Annotated in this window: 19 protein-coding genes and 1 pseudogene; 3 read left to right on the top strand and 17 right to left on the bottom strand. The window is 39.3% G+C overall.

Annotated elements, in window-relative coordinates; all coding sequences use genetic code 11:
- Window positions 1-130: 130 nt before the first annotated feature.
- Window positions 131-406, top strand: a complete 276-nt coding sequence (locus tag J7I90_RS09620) for a YtzH-like family protein (RefSeq protein WP_034309293.1) — start codon at window positions 131-133, stop codon at window positions 404-406.
- Here the strand turns inward: J7I90_RS09620 and J7I90_RS09615 are convergent, their stop codons facing one another.
- The 9 genes from J7I90_RS09615 to J7I90_RS09575 form a co-directional block, all read right to left on the bottom strand.
- Window positions 407-1,189 carry a phosphotransferase family protein gene (locus tag J7I90_RS09615; protein WP_034311469.1) on the bottom strand — a complete coding sequence of 261 codons (783 nt, stop codon included), beginning with the start codon at window positions 1,187-1,189 and terminating at the stop codon, window positions 407-409. It lies immediately after the preceding gene.
- Between the two features lie 293 nt (window positions 1,190-1,482).
- Entirely contained in the window at window positions 1,483-2,199 is a 717-nt protein-coding gene (locus J7I90_RS09610) for a diacylglycerol/lipid kinase family protein (RefSeq protein ID WP_214770931.1), read from the bottom strand.
- Window positions 2,138-2,452 (bottom strand): acylglycerol kinase family protein, encoded by a 315-nt coding sequence (locus J7I90_RS09605; protein WP_214770928.1) that lies wholly within the window; start codon window positions 2,450-2,452, stop codon window positions 2,138-2,140. The genes J7I90_RS09610 and J7I90_RS09605 overlap by 62 nt, the downstream gene beginning before the upstream one ends.
- Window positions 2,427-3,434, bottom strand: a complete 1,008-nt coding sequence (locus tag J7I90_RS09600) for an NERD domain-containing protein (RefSeq protein ID WP_214770926.1) — start codon at window positions 3,432-3,434, stop codon at window positions 2,427-2,429. Before J7I90_RS09600 ends, J7I90_RS09605 begins: the two co-directional genes overlap by 26 nt.
- Before the next feature lie 19 nt (window positions 3,435-3,453).
- The gene (gene thpR / locus J7I90_RS09595; protein ID WP_214770924.1) at window positions 3,454-4,017 is read right to left on the bottom strand and encodes an RNA 2',3'-cyclic phosphodiesterase; all 564 of its coding nucleotides are present in this window, start codon (window positions 4,015-4,017) and stop codon (window positions 3,454-3,456) included.
- 232 nt (window positions 4,018-4,249) lie between these two features.
- Window positions 4,250-5,488 carry an Nramp family divalent metal transporter gene (locus J7I90_RS09590; protein WP_214770922.1) on the bottom strand — a complete coding sequence of 413 codons (1,239 nt, stop codon included), beginning with the start codon at window positions 5,486-5,488 and terminating at the stop codon, window positions 4,250-4,252.
- 214 nt (window positions 5,489-5,702) lie between these two features.
- Window positions 5,703-6,557 carry a D-amino-acid transaminase gene (dat, locus tag J7I90_RS09585; RefSeq protein WP_214770920.1) on the bottom strand — a complete coding sequence of 285 codons (855 nt, stop codon included), beginning with the start codon at window positions 6,555-6,557 and terminating at the stop codon, window positions 5,703-5,705.
- A 21-nt stretch (window positions 6,558-6,578) separates the two neighbouring features.
- Window positions 6,579-7,991: a dipeptidase PepV gene (gene pepV, locus J7I90_RS09580; protein ID WP_214770919.1), complete on the bottom strand. Its 1,413-nt coding sequence runs from the start codon at window positions 7,989-7,991 to the stop codon at window positions 6,579-6,581.
- A gap of 157 nt (window positions 7,992-8,148) precedes the next feature.
- A complete protein-coding gene (locus tag J7I90_RS09575; RefSeq protein WP_214770918.1) occupies window positions 8,149-9,486 on the bottom strand; it encodes an MATE family efflux transporter in 1,338 nt (445 codons plus the stop codon).
- 397 nt (window positions 9,487-9,883) lie between these two features.
- On the opposite strand from J7I90_RS09575, the pseudogene J7I90_RS09570 reads away from it, so the two are divergent.
- Window positions 9,884-10,141 (top strand): annotated as a pseudogene (locus J7I90_RS09570) (SDR family NAD(P)-dependent oxidoreductase); the annotation flags it as partial.
- A gap of 86 nt (window positions 10,142-10,227) precedes the next feature.
- Here the strand turns inward: J7I90_RS09570 and J7I90_RS09565 are convergent.
- The 7 genes from J7I90_RS09565 to J7I90_RS09535 form a co-directional block, all read right to left on the bottom strand.
- Window positions 10,228-10,713: a DedA family protein gene (locus J7I90_RS09565; protein ID WP_034309313.1), complete on the bottom strand. Its 486-nt coding sequence runs from the start codon at window positions 10,711-10,713 to the stop codon at window positions 10,228-10,230.
- A gap of 249 nt (window positions 10,714-10,962) precedes the next feature.
- Window positions 10,963-11,544, bottom strand: a complete 582-nt coding sequence (gene lepB, locus J7I90_RS09560) for a signal peptidase I (RefSeq protein WP_214770915.1) — start codon at window positions 11,542-11,544, stop codon at window positions 10,963-10,965.
- A 64-nt stretch (window positions 11,545-11,608) separates the two neighbouring features.
- Complete coding sequence (locus J7I90_RS09555) at window positions 11,609-11,992, bottom strand: DnaJ family domain-containing protein (protein ID WP_214770912.1); 384 nt, start codon at window positions 11,990-11,992, stop codon at window positions 11,609-11,611.
- A 175-nt stretch (window positions 11,993-12,167) separates the two neighbouring features.
- The gene (locus tag J7I90_RS27325) at window positions 12,168-12,386 is read right to left on the bottom strand and encodes an immunoglobulin-like domain-containing protein (RefSeq protein ID WP_311380997.1); all 219 of its coding nucleotides are present in this window, start codon (window positions 12,384-12,386) and stop codon (window positions 12,168-12,170) included.
- Window positions 12,387-13,066: 680 nt separating this feature from the next.
- Window positions 13,067-13,564: a Mov34/MPN/PAD-1 family protein gene (locus tag J7I90_RS09545; RefSeq protein WP_214770909.1), complete on the bottom strand. Its 498-nt coding sequence runs from the start codon at window positions 13,562-13,564 to the stop codon at window positions 13,067-13,069.
- Window positions 13,557-15,386: a HesA/MoeB/ThiF family protein gene (locus J7I90_RS09540; RefSeq protein WP_214770905.1), complete on the bottom strand. Its 1,830-nt coding sequence runs from the start codon at window positions 15,384-15,386 to the stop codon at window positions 13,557-13,559. The genes J7I90_RS09545 and J7I90_RS09540 overlap by 8 nt, the downstream gene beginning before the upstream one ends.
- Window positions 15,383-16,504 carry an SMODS domain-containing nucleotidyltransferase gene (locus J7I90_RS09535; protein ID WP_251025192.1) on the bottom strand — a complete coding sequence of 374 codons (1,122 nt, stop codon included), beginning with the start codon at window positions 16,502-16,504 and terminating at the stop codon, window positions 15,383-15,385. Before J7I90_RS09535 ends, J7I90_RS09540 begins: the two co-directional genes overlap by 4 nt.
- A 522-nt stretch (window positions 16,505-17,026) precedes the next feature.
- Here J7I90_RS09535 and J7I90_RS09530 point away from each other — a divergent pair.
- Window positions 17,027-18,511, top strand: coding sequence for an alpha/beta fold hydrolase (locus J7I90_RS09530; RefSeq protein WP_214770902.1), 1,485 nt, complete (start codon window positions 17,027-17,029; stop codon window positions 18,509-18,511).
- A 105-nt stretch (window positions 18,512-18,616) separates the two neighbouring features.
- Here J7I90_RS09530 and J7I90_RS09525 read toward each other — a convergent pair whose 3' ends face one another.
- Entirely contained in the window at window positions 18,617-20,344 is a 1,728-nt protein-coding gene (locus J7I90_RS09525) for an immunoglobulin-like domain-containing protein (RefSeq protein ID WP_214770900.1), read from the bottom strand.
- Between the last annotated feature and the right edge of the window lie 2 nt (window positions 20,345-20,346).

Below are 20,346 nucleotides of genomic sequence, written 5' to 3'. Positions count from 1 at the left end.
CATCCAGGCGACAGTCACTGTAGTTTTCATGTATAAAACTTTCAGCAAAACACACCATAAATAAGTGAAGGGCAGGCGAGTACCACCTGGAAATCCCTTGAATCCATGTTTAAGAAAGGAGAGGTATTATATGCCGCTTTCCCATGAACACCAAATGTCACTATTGAAAGATATATTGACCAACCATCAGACAGACTGCTGCGGATCCGTTTCTGAATGTGAACAGGTTGAAAGGCTTGTCAAATCCTTGATGATCAATATGGAAATTGACAGCAATGTGAAAACGATACTGACGGAGATTTACGAATACAGTCAGACGGGCATCGGTACCGCCGATTTGGATGCACATATTTCAACCCACCAGAACGACCTGTCCCAGTGGGTGGATGATATAGATCAATTCTGATCAGCTGACCATCAATAAAGCTTCCAGTTTTTGCAGTAATTCATTTCTTTCCTCGTACCGCTTCCTACGATGATGCCATTGGATGGAAAGCACAAGTTGTGAAACCGTGTGCCATTTCATCCTCATCTCCAGGCCTGCGTCAAGCTTCTTGCCGTAACGGGCAAGCCATTGATTCCATTCTTCCCTCGGGACATATGAATACAGGAGTATGCCGAGGTCAATGGCCGGATCGCCTATGACCGCTCCGTCCCAATCAATCAGGAACAATCCGTCCGTTTCCGTCATGAGCCAATTATTGTGGTTCACATCACAATGACAGACGACTTTTTCGTCGCATTCAATCAACAGGAGATTGTTCTGTAAAAAATGGATGGCCTGTTTGATAATCGGAATGTCCGTAACATCCGAAGATAACCCGGTTTCTATGTCTGTAAGTATACTTTCAGGTCGTAAAGGGGATTTCCCAAGCCTTTTGAGCATGCTTAACAAAGGATCGGATTGATGAATTTTTTGAAGCAGCTTTGCGACTCTTATATTGTTCATTTCCTGCTGAGATAGCTCCCTGCCTTCCATCCAATGCTGGGCCGTAATTACATCCCCATTTTCCAGGCGTTTTGTCCACATTAACTTTGGAACAATGCCCTCAGCTGAAAGAACAGCTAAAAATGGCGATGAATTTCGTTTAAGGAAGAGCTTCTGCCCCTCTTTCTCGGCAATAAAGGCTTCTCCCGTAGCTCCTCCAGCAGGGGATATATCCCACTCCTGACCTAATAAATGTTCCAACTGGTTCACCTTCGATTTCCTCGCTTAATCATACAAATGTGGGTACGTTCACCTAGTGTATGTATTACCACTACTTTGAGTCCATGTTTTATAAAAAATCCGCCTGCTGGCGAAGCTGCATATATACTTGCATCGGGGTGATACCCGCAATTAAAAACATCCTCATTTTTAGAGAAATAAAAAAATAGCTATTGAGCAATTAAACAATAGCCATAAATTAAATTTTAGTTGAAAAACGGTTTCTTCGTCAAGTACTATAAAACGATTATACGCATAAAACAAAAACAAATAAATCATTTCATATTTTTGTATCGGTTAACACCCTGTAACATGACGCGCAATTTCTGTTTCAGAACCACTGCAGCTACTTCGTTCCTACCAACAATCTCCCCATCAGACTGGATTTTCACTGACCCTTCATTCTTCATTTTTATCATTTTACCGGAAAAAGAATCAACATTTTTAATGTTCAGGTGACCGCCCCATAAAACGGTGATGAAGACGGTCAATAATTTCAACAAAGGAATATCATGGACCGCAATCACGTTCAACCTGCCATCATCCAGCTTCGACATCGGTGAAATTTTCATCCCGCCGCCAAAATAGGACTGGTTCGCAATAACGATGAACCAAACCTTTTTCAATATATGCCGGTCTCCATCAATGATCAATTCCATGCAGCTGGGCTTATAAGTCACTATCTTTTTTATAAAAATGAACAGATAAATTAATTTACCCGCTCTGACAAAATTAAACCATTTTTTCAGAGCGGAACGCTCCGCTTCATCGGAAATTTCAGCATCAATGCCCATTCCCAGGCTGTTCACGAAATACCCCATCTTACCATTCGTCTCGAACTGTCCGATATCAATGGCACTAAAGGCATTTTCCTGAAATAAAGAAAGAGCTTCTTCCACACTCCCGGTTTTTTGAATGCCCCTTACATAATCATTGCCTGATCCAGCCGCAAGGGAGCCGATGATGGCGTGGGGGAAAACCAATGGCGCCATTTATCATTTCATTGATCGTGCCATCTCCCCCGACAGCGATCATCCGGGTATCATGCTTCGTCCCTGATAGGATCTCCTTCGTCAATCTTAGCGCATGACCCTTTTCCCGTGTAAAAAACACCTCATGGGGAACAGCTTTTGATTGCAGGATTTTCTCGGCTTTTTTCCAAACCTTCAAACTCTCTCCATTTCCTGCCATTGGATTGACAATGAAATATACCGTTTCTTTAAGGTGCGGCATGCTGATTTCCATCCGTTTGGTTACACTCCGCTTCCCATTCAGGTCGCAGGCTGGATGTAGTTTGGCAATATTCAAGCAAAGCCTGTGCCCCTTTTAACTGCTGTGCCTTGAGCGGAGACGATATGGCCCGCATCCTTTCGAACCATTCCGGGAAGGTCCGTTTATCCAATATCGTAATATCATAAGGGGCTTCGGGATAATCGACATATCCATTCCGGGATAAAATCACCTTTTTAATCGGCATGTTCACTCCATACAGCTCAAATAACTGGGAGACGATGTTCGTCATCCGATTTGCACCAAGCATAGGATTGAGCACCTTTTTATCAGGATGCTTATGATGCCTGCGGACCCAGAATCGTTCACTTGACCCAATGAAAGCAGCGTCTTCTTCCGCTTCCAGAAACGTGATGCACCAAGCATCAACAGGGGTCAATAAAATGACTTCGACCTCAACAGGCGCATTTTTCAAAAGAAAGATAGGTTTATATAATACGAGAAACGTATCCGGAAAACGCTGCAGAAAAAAGCGGAGCCTCTCATCCAAAAAGAATGATTGGTCCACAAATGACTTTTCACGAAGCGTCGAACTCCCCCATTTCATTTGAAAACGAAGCAATTGATTTAAAAAGTTTTGCTTTAATTCATCGAGACTGGCCGGCTGGAACGGAAATCTTAATGAAAAAACATTAGAATCTTCAATGTGGTTCGTAATCGGCAGTTCTTCCGACTCTGAATCCTGTTTACCTGTCCGGAGGAATATGCCTTTCACCTTTTTAAACAGGCGCTTCGAATCTTCCTGAGGAGGATCAAATTTGACCTGTGTTTCACTTTCAGTATGTTCACTGTACAACCGATCTAGCTCGCCCGCATTATAAGCAGCCTTCAATTTATCCCATTGCTGTTTTTTCAACCGCGCAAATTGTGTAGGATAACGATAAATATCCTGCTCATACCGGGAAATATAATCCTGCATCTTTATGAGCTGTGCCATTCGACCACCACCCAACTCTCTATTTTTGAAGTTTTATCGTGAAAATCTGCTCGTATGAAGGGGAAGCTCCAAGATGTGTTTGATATAACGCAACCTGATCTGCTTCAAAATGCTTATCCTGCACATTCGCCAGCTGGCGAACGCCCTCCAACGAAAAGGGATTATCCCCCTCGAATTTTCTTGCCAGTGTAATATGAGGCTTAAACGGCTTTTTATCAAGTTCAAAACCTGCTTCGATACAGGAATTATAGACTTTCCTTTGAATGGCAAAAAGCCTTTCTTGCTGCTTGACGCCTGCCCATAGGATCCTTGGACTATCACTCTTGCCAAAACCGCCGATATCGTCCAGTTCCAAACCGAATGAGGCCTCATTGGCAAGCTCACTTCCCACACGCCCCAAAGCATCTTCTTTCAATGTATCGGGAGCATTGCCCAAAAATGCCATCGTAATATGATAATCGGCTGGATGCAGCCATTTCTTAAATGGAAAGTCTGGCTTTAGTTGTTCCGTAACAGCATTTAAATAGGCCTTAATATCGTCAGGCAATACTAAAGCAAAGAAAAAATGAGTATTCATGTTCATTTCCATTCCTTCCTGTTTTCCCTTTAATTTTACCATAATTCCCATTGCCTATACCTTTTCCCGGGCTTCCTAATAATTACTCCCTCCACAGGAATATCCCTAATCTACCATCCTATGAATGAAGCCCCTGACGGATCATGCGCAGGTCCGGAATGTAGTTTTCAGGCTTGGTCGATTAACGAAAAAACAGCAAAAAAGGACCGAAAATCGGTCCTTGCCTGCCATTTCCATGTTAGCTGAACAGTGTTTCATAAAGCAGGAACAAGTTCAGTCCAATGATTAGTACAGCTATAAGCCAAGCGATGCTTGAGGTGATTTTATGGTTGACCAGGCTGCCCATGATTTTTTTATTGCTTGTAAACATGATCAATGGCACTAAGGCAAACGCAATGCCAAACGAGAGGACCACTTGGCTCATCACAAGTGCTTTGGATGGATTCACTCCCCATAATATTATGAGCAGGGGCGGGACGGTAGTAATGACCCTTCTTAAATAAATCGGAATATGTCTTTTAATGAATCCTTGCATGACAACATCACCTGTCATTACACCAACGGATGAGCTCGATAAACCGGCAAATAATAATCCTATTCCGAAGAACATCGCGACTGATGGTCCAAGCATGGCCCCGAATTGTTGATAGGCAACATCCAAGTCCTCCACTAGTGCTCCATTCTTATGAAATAGGGCAGCTGAAACTATGACCATGGCGGCATTGATTGCACCTGCAATTAACATGGCGATGACAATGTCAATTAGCTCAAAACGATAAATCCTTTTTCTTTCCAAATCGTTTACTCCGACTATCCTTCTTTGAGTCAAAGAGGAATGAAGGTATATCGCATGTGGCATAACGGTGGCTCCAAGCATACCGGCCGATAGTAAAATGCTGTCCACTCCCTCGAATTTTGGAGTGAAGAGTCCTAAAACAACGGCCGAAGTGTCAGGTTTTGCATAAAAAACTTGAGCGCCAAAAGCTATCACAACGACAAATATCATGACCGTGATCAGGGCTTCGAATGTCCGGTAACCCCTCCGCTGGATTTCCAGAATGGCAAAGGAACCAATCGCTGCAATGATTGCAGATGTGATTAACGGTAAGTCAAATAGTAAATAAATCCCTAGTGCGGCTCCTATGAATTCAGCCAGGTCGGTAGCCATTATAACCGCTTCAGCCTGAATCCATAATAAGAAAGATGTTTTTTTCGAAAATTTTTCCCTGCATAGCTCAGGAAGGTTCTTTCCAGTGGCTATCCCCAATTTAGCTGATAGTGATTGGATTAGCACAGCCATTAAATTGGAGGCGAAGATAACCCATAATAGTGTATAGCCATATTTTGATCCGGCTGTAATATTGGTCGCATAATTCCCTGGATCAATATAGGCCACAGCTGCTATGAAGGCAGGCCCTAGATAGGGAAGCAGTTTTTTTATTCCTCTCGAAGAAGATTGATGCAACACATCGGACATATCTATGTCAACTCCTTTTTATACGCAACTTAAATTGTTGCAACAGGTAAACTTTTTAGGTTATTAGCAAGTATATTCCTGGTTTTTGAAAATGTCAAAAGAGAGGATTGCAAATCGATGTAATGAACAGATCGGGGGATTCGGGGAAGGCAATCTCGCTTCCGGCTAATCAGATAAAAAAACCCCTTGCCATTAGTGGCAAAGGGGCGTTTCTCTATTTAATGGAACCGCATTGCTTCTCGATTTCCTCGGAAAACAGTTTCTGCAGTCTTTGGGTTATCGGACCGGGTTCCCCGGCTGCAATCGATTGGCCATCGATATTAATGATGGGTGTCACTTCGACGCTAGTGCTTGTATAAAGAACTTCATCGGCTGCCATCATGTCCTCGACCGTGAAGGCCTCTTCGACATAGGGAATTCCATGATCTGTGCAAAGTTTCAGCATCACCTGACGGGTAATTCCATTAAGGATCAAGTTTGTGGCCGGATGCGTTTTAAGTTGGCCATCCACCACAATTGAGACATTTGACGAACTTCCCTCCGTCACCGTACCATCACGATGCTGGATCGCTTCATCACAGCCGGCTTCCACCGCTTGCTGTTTAGCCATTATATTACCCAGTAGATTTAAACTCTTGATATTACAGCGCAGCCAGCGTATATCGTCGGTGGTAACAGCATTGACCCCTGGCTTAATTTTACCTGTATAAGGCATTTCCTTTGTATAGGCGACAAAGACCGGTTCCACCTCTGCAATTGGAAAAGAGTGTGTACGCGCAGATACTCCTCTTGTCAGCTGCATATAGACGATACCGTCCTTCAGTTGATTTTCAGCGATCAGCTCTTTCATGCGGGTTTTGATTTCCGCTATGGTAAAGGGAACTTTCATCTGAATCAACTTCGCACTGTCGATCAACCTGTTCAAATGCATGTCCCCCGCAAATAGTTCACCATTATAAACCCGGATGACTTCATAGACGCCATCACCGAATTGATATCCCCGGTCTTCAATATCTACCTTTACTTCGGACCTGCTTTTAAGGTCGCCGTTTAAAATGATTTTTCCCATGTCTTTCTCCCTCTTTGCCTCTTATTTAGCCAATTCATGAATGGCACGTGCATAAATGGACGTTGCCTTAAGCATATCCTCAATATCAATATATTCATCTTTCTGATGCGCAATGTCTTCGCTGCCTGGGAAAAGCGGGCCAAATGCAACGCCTTCTTTCAATGAACGGGCATATGTGCCGCCGCCAATCGAAAGAAGCTCGGCTTTATCACCTGTCTCCGCTTCGTACACTTCCTGCAACGTCTTGATCAAGAAGCTTTCACTGTCCACATAATGTGGAGTTGAATGCGAATTGGTCTTCACTTTCAAATTATATGCCGCAAGCTTTTCCTCCAGCGCCGCCTTTTGCTGTTCCCACTCAAACGTGACCGGATAACGCATGCTGAAACCGATCGAGCTGTCGCCTTGTTTAGAATAATTGAAAACGCCGGCATTGATCGTCAATTCCCCTGTTTGCTCATCCGAATAAGCTACACCTAAATTATTTCCGCGGGAATCTTCGAACAAACGATCCTTGATGAAAGTGAAGTAGGCTTTCGCATGCGGATCAAGAGTGAGATCAGCTAAAAATACGGCTAAATGCAGACCTGCATTTCTCCCGTTGTTCGGTTCCATCGCGTGTGCCGAGACACCATTCATTTCAAGCAGCACTTGATTTTTTTGCGGAACGGCTTGGCCCCCCAATGAATACTTTTGCAAATAATCTTGATAGTTTGCCGCCACTTCAGCAGGTTTGTCCGTTTCCACAATAGCCGTCGCAAAATCCGGTACCATATTCGTCCTTCGACCTGAAGAAAACTCGATGACATTCACGTCTGAGTTCGTGCCATTTCCTGCATCGGCAGGATGGATAACCGAGAAATCCCAGATTCCTTTTTCCGCACTGATGATCGGGAAGTCAGCATCTGGTGCGAAGCCGATCGAAGGCATTTCCTCCACTTCAAAGTACCGGTCAACGCAGCGCCAGTTCGATTCTTCATCGGTTCCAATGATCATCCTCACACGTTTGTTCAAAGGTTCTCCCAGCTCCCGGACCAGCTTCATCGCATGATAGGCAGCCATCGTCGGCCCTTTATCATCGATTGCCCCACGGGCATATATGCGGCCATTGCGGATTTCAGCGCCAAACGGATCCGAACTCCAGCCATCGCCCTCGGGTACCACGTCGACATGGCATAATATCCCGATTAACTCGTCGCCTTCCCCCATTTCGATATGACCAGCGACATTATCGACATTTTTCACAGTAAAACCATCTTTTTCTCCTAATTGAAGCATGAAATCAAGCGCTTCCTTCACCCCTTTACCGAATGGTGCCTCCTCTGTCGGGTGTTCTTCATCAAGTACACTTTTTATTTTCAATAAGTTTTGTGTGTCCAGCAATAAGTCCATTTTCCGTTTTTCAACTTCTTCTCGCCAATTCAATTCACTCAAAATATGACAACTCCTCTTTTATATATATATTTTTCATTTTATCACTATTCCTACCACATTCGCCAAGCCTTGCTACCTATTCTTCGTATTCCCGCATTATTGCTAACATCAAACTACCGATAAAATTCCTTAAAAAATAAAAAAACACCCTCTTTTTTTAAAAAGAGGATGATTTCATCAGACTATCGTCATTCATTAACACTGTTATTTTTCTGTTCAGTCTTGGGATATATAATGCTAAAAACAAAGAACGTCCTAAACTGAAAGCCAGGAATGCAAGCCATAAACCATGATTGCCATGATTGCTGACCGCTGCAAATTGGACTATTAGAAAAGCCATTAATGCCAGAAGCATCGAGTTCCTTACTGGAACGGCTTCAGTCGCACCGGTGAACACTCCATAAAAAACGAGGCCGATAAAGGCACTGAATGGGAATAGGACTATCCAAAGTCCATATTCATGGGCCAATTCGATGACGCCGGGAATATCCGTGAATAGGAGAATGACCTCATCGCTGAAAAGATAGTAAGATGCGGCAAGTATGAACGAGACATACAAGCCCCACCGCGCCGATAGTGAGAGTGTTTTTTTATAAAGGTTTATATCTCTCGAACCAATCGCCTTCCCGACCAGAAGACTTGACGCGTTCGCGAAGCCATCAAAGCAATAGGCCATCAGATAATGGATTTGAATGAGTACGGCATTGGCCGCCAGGGTCTCTGTCCCGAAAGTCGCTCCCTTGGCCGTAAAAAGATTGAAAACCGTGATCAGGCAAATGGTCCTGATGAATAAATCCCTGTTGACCACCATCATTTTTTTCAAGGAAGCCCGATCGAACCCCTCCCGGAATGAAAAAGAATCCGGTACGTTAACCGCTTTCCGGATGACCCACAAGCCCAGTAAAAAAGCGGATATCTCTGATATCAGTGTAGCGGCAGCAACCCCTGATACAGACCATGAAAAGCCATTAACGAAAACGAGGCATAAAATTATATTCATCACGTTCATGAAAACTTGAATGAACAAAGATGTTTTTATCCTCGATTTCCCCATTAACCAGCCTAAGATGACATAATTCAATAGAGCAAATGGTGCGCCCCATATCCTGATGCCGAAATAATCTGCGGCAAAGGCGGAAACGTCCGATTCCGGGCCGATTGCGCCTAACGATACATTCAAAATGGGCTTTTGGATCACGATAAAAAGCAGACCGATGATCGCTGCAATGAAAAAAGGCCGAATCAAGGCCATCAGGGTTTGCTTTTCATCCCTTGCCCCTACCGCTTGTGCAGCGAAGGCAGATGTACTGACCCGGAGAAAACCAAAAAGCCAATACATCGTATTAAAAATTATCGTTCCGACAGCCACCCCGCCAATATAAGCGGGATCACTCAACTTTCCAACCACAGCCGTATCGACCGCACCAAGCAAGGGCGTACTCATCGTCGAAATCGTAAGCGGGATGGCCAAGGAAAGATATGCTCTGTTATTCATAAAATGATGACCTCCTATGTACATGAAAGTTCTGAAAAGTTAAAATTGGAATGCCGTTATAAAACTTTGATTAAGTGTACAAAAAGATAGCAGTATTCAATTTTAATCACTAGAATTGTTCTTATGGTGCCCCCCCAGCGAGATGCCTCTACAAGATTACTTGTGGATCGTTTTAAATAGAACGGGTAAAAGCCATTAGATATGAATAATTTACGTTTCAAAATTTGAAGATTGAAAGATTGATATCGCTTTCAACCCGCAGGAGTTATGGCGATTCCACTTTTCCCCAGCAAGAAACAGGCATTCCCAAGCCGGAAAATAAAATGCTTGACGGATTCTTGAAGGAGTTAAACTATTGCTCGTTGATCATATAACTTTTGAACTTCAAAAGGTGCCGTCCAAGGCTGCCGCAACACGACATGGCCGCATGGGCGTCCGTGTCAATGCCGTATTCCCTGGTATCATCGAAACACCGATGACTCAAAAATCAGAAGAATCAAAAGAGTTAGTGAACCAAATGATCTAGGCCACTCCATTACAACGTTTGGGTCAGCCGGCGGATATTGCAAATGCCGTGCTTTATCTAGCATCCAATGAAGCTTCATACGTAACTGGTACCGAGCTTGTCATCGACGGCGGATACTCCTCTCAATAATTAAAGCGGAAATGGAAAATCCCGTTTCCAATACTCAGAAACGGGATTTTCTGATTCAATAAAAAAATTTGGTAAGTTGTAATGAGTTAAGTTAACACACCGATGAAATAGCCAAAAGTCGTAAATACCAAACACCAGCTGAATGCCCCTGCTCCTGCAAAGATAAAATACTTTCGTTTCCCCATTCCATTCATACCGGAAATGTAACTGGCGAAGTGACGGACTCCTGGAATGAAATAGGCGATGATAATCGTCCATGGACCGTATTTATTGAACCATTTCTCCAATTTTTCCAACCTCGCGGGGGTCATTTTGATCCACTTACCATGCTTCCTCAAAAAAGGCTTCCCCACCTTTTTTCCGATGAAATAACTGACAAGCATCCCGGATATCGAGCCAAGGAAACTGACAAGGAATGCTCCCTGGACATTCAAAACGGAAATGGATGATAAATAGCCGACAAAAGTCATCATGAACTCATCGGGTACCGGCAAGCCAATAATCCCAATCGCCAACAATCCATATATCGCAAAATAACCATAGTTTGATATTAAATCTTTTACTATATCCATCTAAAGTACTCCATCTCAGCACCCTTTATTAAAGTAATCCATTTTCTTATGCGGGCCTGGGTAACGTGATTACTTCTTTTTAATAGGATAACCTAATTTAACCCAGATGAGTTGATTTTCAAAAAAAAAAATAGAAAAAAAAAGAAGAATGGACACGTTTTTTGTTGAAATACCTGTATGACAGTTTCCTCATTAAGGATGAAAATCGGCAACAATAAAAGCGGACTCGATACCTGAGTCCGCTTCTTCTTATTTCACAATCTTTATTTCATTGATCGGCCAATACACTAGATTCGCCTTGCCCACGATTTCATCGACGGAAATCGTGCCAATTTCACGGCTATCCAAACTATTTTGGCGATTGTCCCCCATAAGGAACAACTGGTCTTCCGGCACTGTCATGCTGCCTGTAATATCTTCGAGCTTGAAGGATTCAGTCAGCGGCACTCCTGATGTCATCTGATTCTTATATTTGTCCAAGTATGGTTCTTCATAAGCTTTCCCATTAATATAAAGCGTATCGTCTTTATATTCAATATGGTCACCTGGCAGACCGATAACCCTTTTTATATAATCTTTATCTACCGTTGCATGAAAAACGACAATATCAAACCGGTCTATATTATCGATATCCGTTCCAAACTTGGTAAGAACAATTCTTTCGTGGTCTTGCAGAGTCGGCATCATTGACTCACCGTCCACGACAATCGGTGCAAAAATATACGTTCGAATTAAAAAAGCTAGAATGACTGCAATCAATATCGCTTTTATCCATGAAAAAACTTCTTTTCTTTTTTCCAATCGAAGTCCCTCTCTCTGTTTTTTATTCATGCCATTATAACATAATCCATTCATGATCACGTCATACAAACACCCACATTTTACACAATATCATTTACTTCCATTTTTCATACTGGATTTCGATGCTTTCCATCTCTATTTCCCTGCGCTGCATTTTGGTTGGACAAATCGCATTATATGTACGGACTTTCTCATTTATTTCACCCATTCGTTTCATTAATTCAGATTCAGTTCCATTCATTTTTTTCAATCGAACCAATTCGGCTAGCTCTTCGCGAATTTCTTTTTGCCATTTTATCCAAAGCGGAAGGAAGCCGGCATCCTTGGCCTTCGTCAAGAAGTTGTCATATATATTTCCCGACAGCGCCGACTGCGGAAGCGGTTTACCAAAGCCCGGATTATTCTTCAGCCCGCCTTCTCTTTCATATTCTTTAAAAATCTGATCCATCCAGTTCACATGCCCGTGTTCTTTGCCCATAAACAATCCCCCTTCAGATCACTATCATTACATGTTTTTACAATTATAACATTTTTATCAATACCCACTCCACCCTTGAGGGCACTTTCTACTATTATATATGCCTATCTTTCAGACAAACACATTCAGACATCAAAAAAAGGATTCCCCTATTCAGGGAATCCTTGTTGGCCTTCTATTTAACGGTGATTTTCCTTTTTACTTCCGCCTTGTTCTTCGATTTATCCGTAACTGTGTAAGTCAATGTATAGGTGCCTTTTTTCTTCGTATTCACAGTCCCTGTTATTTTGATCTTACTTGTTAAGCTTCCATCAAGATTATCTTTTGCGGATACACCTGATTTAGGATTGAATGTCGAGTTATAGGCAATGGTTTTGCTCTTGGCACCGGAAATGACCGGCTTTGTGCTGTCTACCGTGATCTTTCTTGTGACTGTTGCAGTATTTTTCGATGAATCGGTGATTGTATACTTTTGCGAACAAAAATAAAATTCAATTAGCGAACGGTTTTTGATGTTCGTTTAAGTGTAAAAGCACTATATGAACACCTTTAATTTAACACACGAATTTTACAAATGTTTTTAAGTAACCTATATAAACAATAAAACCTTTTATAAAAATAAGTTTTATCTATTATCTATAATGTAGAAAAAGTGCGTATTTATCGTCACTAAGAGTAAATGATAAAACTTTAATTTTTATAACGTAGTTTATCTGTTTACTCACAAATATAAAATACGTTAATTTTGTATTTTGATTTATTTTATCTTATTAAAAACATATAAACTTTAAATACTTCTGCATATTGCATTTAATTATCTTAGATATAATAATTTCTTAAAAGGGAAGTAGAGGATGGAGTGGTATATGAAGAAATAAAATACCTCATTTGTCTACACTTTATATAGATGATAAAAGTTAAATCATTCAATAAATAATTTGATATTTACTTATCGAAAATATTATTGCTATTTTAAAATTCAAATTATTTATTATAAAAAGACATACATAAAAAAACAAATATCTAAATGGAAAGATATTTGTTTTTTCATATTATCTTAATGTATATATCTAATTATTTATTAAGGAAATTTTCATTCTTTAAATATACAAAATCTCTACCTTTAGGGAAAACATAAACACTATTCTCCCATGCCAAAGAATTCCCTCCTACTATTAATAAAATTGGTTCCGGACAATTATAGGAACGTAAGTTGGAAATAGAGGTCATTTGTTTGATATCTTGATAGCTCAAGTTTGAAGAACTGTTTGGATGATAGTGCCACTCGCCAATATAAAATTGTTTTTTTTCTTTCCATAATGCATCTAGTTTCCGTTTAACACCATGAATGCCTCGAAAAAACCATGTAGGACCACTTTTCGAATCAGATGGTGCTCTTAATATTTTAGTAATAACTGCAAGGTTACAATCTTCTGTATAATACCCTACCAAGATACCACCGGTCTCATTAGGTAATGCGCCTTGACATACTTTATAGATTTCGTCCATTAACTTTTTATCTATAGAAGTTTTGTATATATTTTCTTTATCTTTAAAAATTATTTCACCCATCAAGTTTCACTTCTTCAACTAGCTTTAGACCTTCGAACGTCCCATAACTTACTTGCTGCTCATAGACACTAAAAACAGGAATATTTTGTTCTTGATAAATTCTTTCAAGCTTCTTTACAGCAGTTGCAGCCATTATCCAAACATCGTCAGTTCTGGCTGGAAACAATGGATGCCAGCACCCCAAGCCTTCTCTAGGAAATATATACCCTTCGTACTGATCTTGTTCTTTCATTAACCATGGACGAATCATTTTCTTAAAAATTTCATTTGGGAAATTTAAACCTATACTAGTAAAAAAGAATAAGCGTTTTCCTCCAAATCCTAAAGAAATAGAAACAAATCTTTTTGGACATGACCATTTATAACTTTCTAAATAATCTAGTACATCATCATCACCTGTACAGTCCAGAATCAAATTATATTTTTCCAACTCTTCACTATTATAGTGTAGATTATATTCTATGGAGCTGTTAAATGATGTTACTTTACTATGCAGTGAAGATTGATTAAGCCTATCTCCCAATGATTGTGCTTTATATTTGCCTATATCATTAAGTAAAAGAGTATGCCTAGTGACATTACCCATTTCTAACGAATCAAAATCAATAATTCCTAATTTTTCTACCCCACCTCTCGTTAACAGTTCTCCAACAGAAGATCCAAGGGCGCCCGCCCCAATTTGTAGAACTTTTGAGGAAGTTAAGGTTTTAGGAAACATTCCACGACTCATAATCGATTCTTTAGACCAATTAAATGAATGCATCCAGTTAATTTTTCTATGTTTATTTATGTAATTCGTTGATTTATTAGTTATAACTTTCTTTCCTTTTAATTGAGTTCTCTTAAGCACTGCTTTAAGATCAAATAAAATAGGTATCTCTATACCTTTCCAAAATATTTCTGAATTCTTATCATTTAATTTATTTCTTATAGGAAATCCAATTAATAATATATGTGCTATTTTATTGCGATAATTATATTTGTTTTTTAAGAAATTTAATCTTTTTAGTAAATCAATTCCTTGATTAGCACAAACAGTCTCTAGTTCTTCCCATGTTGATGGGGCCTGCCATGGTTTTAAAAACGGAACTTCGTTTAAAAGAAGCCACGAACCTAAAACTCTGTCATGACTTTTAAATTGTGAAGCATACTGTCCCCAAGTAACTTTTCTAAAACACTGACCATTAGGTTTTTTGAAATGTCTAATTAAAAATGTACCAGGTAAAATTAACGAAAATTCCGCAATACCAAATTTAATATCAGTAGAATTCCAGTATCTAAATGATTGGTGATTTTCTGAAAAACCTATTTTAAATCCTGATGATTCAGGGAAATCAATTAACTCAAAAGGCTCATTATCAATTGTAAGTTCATCTAATGAAGCAGCTATTAACCAATGTATAGCTCTTTCTACATACCAATTTAAACGTTTATCTTCTTCAAAAGGCTCATTGTTTGTAATAAAACGACCAAGTGTTCTAACATTTGTATCAAGACATAACATTCCAGATCTCCAAGGAAACTCTTTATTACCTTCGCCATTATACATTTGATGTGGAAAAGTTTGAGTAAAACTGTTGACCTTTGCAGGAAAAAATCTAATATTCCCCTTGGGATACTCATTATCAATTAATATATACCACTCCGTCTTTTTAGGTAAAATAGCTGCTTCTATTTTATCTGAAAAAAGAGAACAATGGAGAATCCATTGTTCTATGGATTCATTCCATTGTAGGTCATTTAACAAAGTTATTCCTTCTATAAATTCTGTTGCTCTGCGCCCTCTTAGTAGTGATTCAGTGGGGACTACATTATTTATCATCCAAATCTCCCACCTGATACAGAAGGTGTAGGTCCCGTCCTTTGAGTAAAAGCGCCATTTTGTGATTTTATTAATTCTGATGGTGGCTCTGGAAACTTAGATCCAAACAGTTCCCTCCATAAGCTTATAGATTCTACTTTATCTTCACAATCCAATGCTTGTCTTGCTAATGAGGCAGCACCTGACACTAAATCGTAGAACTCCTGGTATTCTTCCTCAGTAATACGTTTAAACACGTCATGCTCAGGTACTCCATGATCCTTTAATTCTGGTTTTGTAGGATAGTTCGATACTATATTTTCTAAAGTTAAGGTTACTCCTTCTGCAACAGATGATATATTATCAGGACAACAACTACCTATAAGATGTTCTAATGGATAACCCTTTGGATATTTTGGATCAGGATTTAGTTTCTTCCACCATTTCAATGCTTTAACTACGTTAACATAATGACTATTACAAGCAGTATTTTTTTCCCAAGTCCACTTAATCTGAGCTAAAGGATCTGTCGGCTCCCAATTACCCTTCTCACGGTCAGGGATTAAAAGTGGTTCACTTTTCCAAGAAGGTTCTTCTTTAGAATTTTCGTTAGCAGCAGTCCAAGATTTTGTAAGCGTCCAATGTGGTAGTTCTTCTAAGGAATTAGATATAGAAACACTTTCAGACTCTAAAAGTTCTTCTTGTATCTCTGATGGAGCTGATGTGATAACTAAATCTAGTTCAACATAACTAAGCTCAATTCCAATCGATCTTCCCTGCATTTCAAACTTGCCACTGTAGTGTTTTTCTAAAAATGGAACAAATAAATCTAAAGCTTCTTGGGGTGTATATTCTTCCGAGTTCAAGTTAGTAACAACAATTACATCTACATCAGATTTACTGTTGTTTTTTGGCCTTACAGCAGTTGACCTACGATAACTACCTTGCAAAAAGGTGTTTATTATAATAGGTGAAATATCTTCATCTTCTAACAACCTTTTTCTTAAAGTTGTATGACCTGTTTTTAAGTCATTTGTTTGATTCTGCGTTAATCTTATGTTTGATATAAAATCTGTGAAGTAAGATTTAACCTCCATATAATCAATACCTCCGTTTAATAATTTGTTAATAATTAACATTTAAATAAAAGAAAATAGGTAGGAAATATATCATATGAAAACCTTTATTCCAACGTAATTATCATAATATTATTTTACTAATTTTTTCTACATTTTACTATTTTTTTATCTTAAAAGCTTTATTCTATTTGGATTAATTAAAGTAAACTGTTAACTAAAACAACAACAAAAAATGATTAAAAAAAAGAAAAATCGATATTACTGAAAAAACATTGACCTTTTTTGACGTAAAACATATTATAAAAACAGATGTTTGGTTTAGGAACTGAATTATAGATCTTTATTCCTATCAACTTTTGCGTTTTCTATACAAAGTTCTTGATTAGATTTTAAGCTATTATGTTCTTCTTTTTTGTAGAATCACCCTAATGTCTCCATTGCTAAGTTCCCTTTTACATATGAAGAGTAAGTATGAAGTAAAAAATAAAGGATTTATTTATTTAGGTTCAGAAAATAACGTTGAATATTATTTATAAAATTAATCAAGCCTTTTCAAGGATATTATAATGGAGGTAGAAAATAATGGATGTAAAGAAGGCCGAATTATTTTCGATTATTGAAAATGAGAAAAATATAGCAGTAGTATTTGTTCATGGGCTAGATGGACACCCTTTTAATACATGGAAAAAAGATGACTTATCAAAATGCCTTCCTGAATTGCTTGGACTTGATCCGGCTCTTAAAGGATTTGACTTTTACACTTATGGATATAAAACAGGTTTAACAATGCCACAGTATGATTTTCCTGAAATAGCAGAATTACTTTATGCAGACATTCAAGCACAATTACCGGATCGAAATATAGTTTTTGTAGCTCACAGCATGGGTGGATTGGTTGTTCAGCAATATATTATCAATCTATATGAGAAATTTGATTCAGATAATTTGAAAAAGGTTAAAGGAGCCATTTATTTGTCTGTCCCTTTCCAAGGTGCTGGGTTAGCTTCTGCTCTTCCTAGAATGGTTATTAACAGGCAAATCCGTTCTTTACGAAAAGCAAACCCGTTAATTAAAAAATTAGAAGAAAATTGGTATAAGTATTTCTTACGTGGAGGAATTGAGGCTTTACCAGATAGTCTAAAGCACAAAATACCTCAGATTGCTTTCCATGGGGCACAGGACCGTATTGTCTCTAAAGTTTCAGCATCACCTCTTCATCTTGATGCAAAAATTTATAACGTGGATCAGAATCATAAAAGTATTTGTAAGGTTGATGAAAAAAGCACAGTATTTAAACATATCAAAAGCTTTTTAATTAGTATAGCAGAGCCAATAAAGGCTGATGCGATGATTCTTCATATTCATGGTTATGAAAAACAGGAATACCCTCTTCAACCAGACGTAGAATTAGATTGGACTAGCTTCTTTGATATATCAACTAGTCCTCGAGTTCTTCCACAGTTAGATACATGGACTGAAGAGCTAGTTCCTCAATTACAATTTGCTACAACTACATGGTCACAAGATTGGGTTAAAAAAGGTGGACGCGTACGTATATATTCTAAACTTTGTTTACCTGGAGGGCTTTTAGTTGGCAACCGTTTTAGTCGAACAAAAGGTGCGATTATCGAGGTAGAACACTATAAACAAATATGGTCTTCTGAAAAAGTAGATACAGATTTTAAAGCCATCTCTAAACGAGTACCTGGAAATCATTCAGAAAGTGGAAGAGCAGTTCTTGTGTTGAGCGTAACAAATAATATCCAAGCCGCAGTGAAACAACACATCGACAAAATTAATGCAGATTACCGTATGATGATTAATATTTTACCACCCTCTGGACCTGGTCAAGAAAGTATTCAAAACAATGAGCAAGCTGTAGCATACGCTAAAGATGTTAAAGATATAGCTGACAATTTAAAAAGACAAGGGATTGAAGAGTTTTACTTATTTTTAAATTGTCCATTCAGCGTTGCTTTATTTGTTGGGCATCATCTAACAGCATTATCCCCTATTCAAGTATTTGACTATGCCGTGCCAGGGTACACATTGTCATGTAAATTGTAGTAGTAAGCTAATAACTACAAGCTATACAAACAATAAATAATATACTTATAGTGCGACCACTACTTTAGGAGCTTCAAGTGTTTCTTTTCTTTGGTATTATAGTTCTTAAAGCTGATTCGAACAATTTATAAACAAATTTTGAGCAGACTTGACTTTTAGGTGAGTCTGTTTCTTTTTCAACCTTTTAAAATATACTTCTTCCACAAAAAAATGATCATACTTATTCAAAAAAGCCGGAAAGGTATACTTTAATGTATACGTACCTTTTTTCTTTGTATTCACCGTACCTGTCACCTTTATTTTACTTGTCATGTTGCCATCCAGGTTATCTTTCGCAGATACGCCCGATTTAGGGCTGAATGTCGAATAATAGCCAACGGTTTTACTATTGGCTCCCGAGATGACTGGCTTGGTGCCATCTATCGTGATCTTTCTTGTGACTGTCGCCACATTTTTCGATGAATCTGTGACCGTATACTTCAATATATAGGTCCCCTTTTTCTTCGTATTGACTGTACCCGTCACTTTGATTTTACTAGTCAAATTTCCATCGGCATTATCCTTTGCACTCACGTTTGTTTTTGGATTGAATGAAGAATTAAGTTTGATGGTTTTGTTCCCGGCACCTGAAATGACAGGCGTGACTTGATCATAAACGGTTATTTTCCTTGTGACCTTGGAAACATTCCCAGCTTTGTCAGCTACCGTATAAGTCAAATTATAGGTGCCCACTTTGTTGGTATCGACCTTACCTTCAACTCGGATGACATTCGTTAAGTCACCATCTTTATCATCCTTCGCCTTTACGCCGGTTTTAGGATTGAAAGTTGAGTTGATTGGAATTGCTTTACCGGCAGTCCCTGAAATCACAGGCTTATTCGTATCCTTGACAATCGATGGCCGATTGGAGATGTAAGCTGATGAAACATACCCCTTAATACTCTTGTCTTCCGTTTGTACGGGGTAAAAGACAAATTTATTTCCCTTAGATTCGTGATAGTCAAAATCCCCTGTGATGATCAAGCTTTTATTTGGCGGAACAGTTACTGCACCTGCCGTAGTGCTTATATCTTTCCTGATATTCGCGCTCGATGTCGTCACCACTTTGTCTCCTGCCCTGAACCAATAAACAGAGTCATGCGTTGGATCTGTCAGGGTGTATTCAAGATTTTTAAAGACGATATTTTCCGTGCTGTCCCGATCATATTGAAAGTCAGAAGTTTTGAATGGATATTTTGCCAGTTTCGTATCATTCAAATAACTTTGGTTCTCTATCTCAGCAAAAACTTCCTCTTGGTACGCATTCACATTCATTTTCCCGTTTTCCTGGTAAAGAGGACTGTTCACCGGTTTTGTCCCATTGTAAGCCATGACAGGGAAATACCAATTTTCGATGACCCTGCGCCCTGCACCTTTGATCTTGGGTAAATCCCTTCTTGAATACATGCCACTCAGGACCTCGACGCCAGCCCCGATATTGTAGACCATATCATTTTCCAGCTTTTTCTGGTCATACCCACTTTTATTGGTAAGCTGCATTAGACCGATGCCGCCATCGTCGGATATGATCGGTTTACCATCCTCATTAAATTGCCTCCAATCCCCGTTTTCCTGCGTAGCCACCGCTTTTACCACTTCAGGGGGGATTTCAGCCTCTATTGCCGCATTCGTCAGTAAGCAGTTGATCTGCTTATGGGAAGGATTTTCATTGGGTTGAATCTCACCGAATGATGAACACGCATTGGTTATTCCAGACTCCGCAAAAGCCTGTCCATTGAACAAACCGAGTGTTAAACAGGTCAGTGCCCCAATCTTCATTAAAGGTATCTTCATCG

The sequence above is a fragment of the Bacillus sp. ISL-57 genome (assembly GCF_018613135.1).
In the GTDB taxonomy this organism is placed as follows: domain Bacteria; phylum Bacillota; class Bacilli; order Bacillales; family DSM-1321; genus Peribacillus; species Peribacillus frigoritolerans.
The sequence above is the reverse complement of the archived record's forward strand: the minus strand, read 5'-3'. Positions and strand labels throughout refer to the sequence as shown.